This window comes from Ruegeria sp. CH5 (assembly GCF_056537025.1).
This window is the reverse complement of sequence record NZ_JBQFQT010000010.1, coordinates 1-2,500: the sequence shown is the minus strand read 5'-3', so window position 1 is coordinate 2,500 and position 2,500 is coordinate 1. Positions and strand designations below refer to the sequence as shown.

Genomic DNA, 2,500 nt, shown 5'->3' with positions numbered 1-2,500 from the left:
TCTATTTAGGTAGAGCGTCATCCGAATACCCCGGGGGGTAGAGCACTGGATGGGTAATGGGGCCCCACAGGCTTACTGATCCTAACCAAACTCCGAATACCCGGGAGTACTAGATGGCAGACACACTGCGGATGCTAACGTCCGTAGTGGAGAGGGAAACAACCCTGACCTACAGCTAAGGCCCCCAATTCATGGCTAAGTGGGAAAGCAGGTGGGACGACCAAAACAACCAGGAGGTTGGCTTAGAAGCAGCCATCCTTTAAAGATAGCGTAACAGCTCACTGGTCTAAACAAGTTGTCCTGCGGCGAAGATGTAACGGGGCTCAAGCCATGAGCCGAAGCTTAGGATGCCGTAAGGCATGGTAGCAGAGCGTAGTGTGACATAGATCCATGCCTCCTTGATCCCTTCGGGGATATTGGAGGCGAGGATCTTTCGATGAAGCCGGCCTGTGAGGGATCCGGTGGAGAGATCACTAGTGAGAATGATGACATGAGTAGCGACAAAGAGTGTGAGAGACACTCTCGCCGAAAGTCCAAGGGTTCCTGCTTAAAGCTAATCTGAGCAGGGTAAGCCGGCCCCTAAGCCGAGGCCGAAAGGCGTAGGCGATGGGAACTAGGTTAATATTCCTAGGCCAGGAGGATGTGACGGATCACAGGTGTAGTTCAATCTTATCGGATTGATTGGGCTGCTGAGTGGTTCCTGGAAATAGCCCTCCATCAGACCGTACCCTAAACCGACACAGGTGGACTGGTAGAGCATACCAAGGCGCTTGAGAGAACGATGTTGAAGGAACTCGGCAAAATACCTCCGTAAGTTCGCGAGAAGGAGGCCCGGTTCCTAGGCAACTAGGGGCTGGGGGCACAAACCAGGGGGTGGCGACTGTTTATTAAAAACACAGGGCTCTGCGAAGTCGCAAGACGACGTATAGGGTCTGACGCCTGCCCGGTGCCTGAAGGTTAAAAGGAGAGGTGAGAGCCTTGAATTGAAGCCCAGGTAAACGGCGGCCGTAACTATAACGGTCCTAAGGTAGCGAAATTCCTTGTCGGGTAAGTTCCGACCTGCACGAATGGCGTAACGACTTCCCCGCTGTCTCCAACATCGACTCAGCGAAATTGAATTGCCTGTCAAGATGCAGGCTTCCCGCGGTTAGACGGAAAGACCCCGTGCACCTTTACTACAGCTTCGCACTGGCATCAGGACTGCAATGTGCAGGATAGGTGGTAGGCTTCGAAGCAGGGACGCCAGTTCCTGTGGAGCCTCCCTTGAGATACCACCCTTTGCATTCTTGATGTCTAACCGCGGTCCGTTATCCGGATCCGGGACCCTGCGTGGCGGGTAGTTTGACTGGGGCGGTCGCCTCCTAAAGCGTAACGGAGGCGCGCGAAGGTTGGCTCAGAGCGGTCGGAAATCGCTCGTTGAGTGCAATGGCAGAAGCCAGCCTGACTGCGAGACTGACAAGTCGAGCAGAGTCGAAAGACGGCCATAGTGATCCGGTGGTCCCGAGTGGAAGGGCCATCGCTCAACGGATAAAAGGTACGCCGGGGATAACAGGCTGATACTGCCCAAGAGTCCATATCGACGGCAGTGTTTGGCACCTCGATGTCGGCTCATCTCATCCTGGGGCTGGAGCAGGTCCCAAGGGTACGGCTGTTCGCCGTTTAAAGAGGTACGTGAGCTGGGTTTAGAACGTCGTGAGACAGTTCGGTCCCTATCTGCCGTGGGTGTAGGAGACTTGAGAGGAGTTGCCCCTAGTACGAGAGGACCGGGGTGAACGATCCACTGGTGGACCTGTTGTCGTGCCAACGGCAGTGCAGGGTAGCTATGATCGGACAGGATAACCGCTGAAGGCATCTAAGCGGGAAGCCCCCCTCAAAACAAGGTCTCCCTGAGGGCCGTGGAAGACCACCACGTCAATAGGCCGGAGATGTAAGCGCAGCAATGCGTTCAGTTGACCGGTACTAATCGCCCGATAGGCTTGATTTGATCCAGTAACAGAAAGACAAAGCTCACCGCCTCAAGTAGCGAAGCGGTAGGCGATCAAACAAGACCAAAAGCATACACCGACCTTGACCAAGGACAACGACGTGACAATCCGCAAAGCGGATTGCACGGGGTTGATTGATTATACAACCGTGCGGGAACGCGCATTCGCAAGCGAATACGCCGCCTCCCGCGCGTCGCCTTTTTGCAAAGCAAAAAGAGCGACGGGGATTTTCCTCGGTTTGGTGGTCATAGCGCAAGTGAAACACCCGGTCCCATCCCGAACCCGGAAGTTAAGCACTGCAGCGCCAATGGTACTTGGGCTCAAGCCCCGGGAGAGTAGGTCACCGCCAAACCTAGAAAAATCCCCCCTCTCTAAAACGATCAAAAAACACGACAAGGTCTCAAACAGCCAAATAGGCAACAGACCAACCCAAAGTGTCGCGGGATGGAGCAGCCCGGTAGCTCGTCAGGCTCATAACCTGAAGGTCGCAGGTTCAAATCCTGCTCCCGCAACCA

Annotated in this window: 1 tRNA gene and 2 rRNA genes (1 of these 3 cut by a window edge); all 3 read left to right on the top strand. The window is 54.8% G+C overall.

The annotated features are described in order from the left end of the window. Positions 1-1,984: ribosomal RNA gene (locus ACR0JC_RS18790) — 23S ribosomal RNA — on the top strand (it extends 843 nt beyond the left edge of the window). Positions 1,985-2,222: 238 nt separating this feature from the next. Further along, a 5S ribosomal RNA gene (gene rrf, locus ACR0JC_RS18785) occupies positions 2,223-2,337 on the top strand. A gap of 86 nt (positions 2,338-2,423) precedes the next feature. Beyond that, a tRNA-Met gene (locus tag ACR0JC_RS18780) sits at positions 2,424-2,500 on the top strand.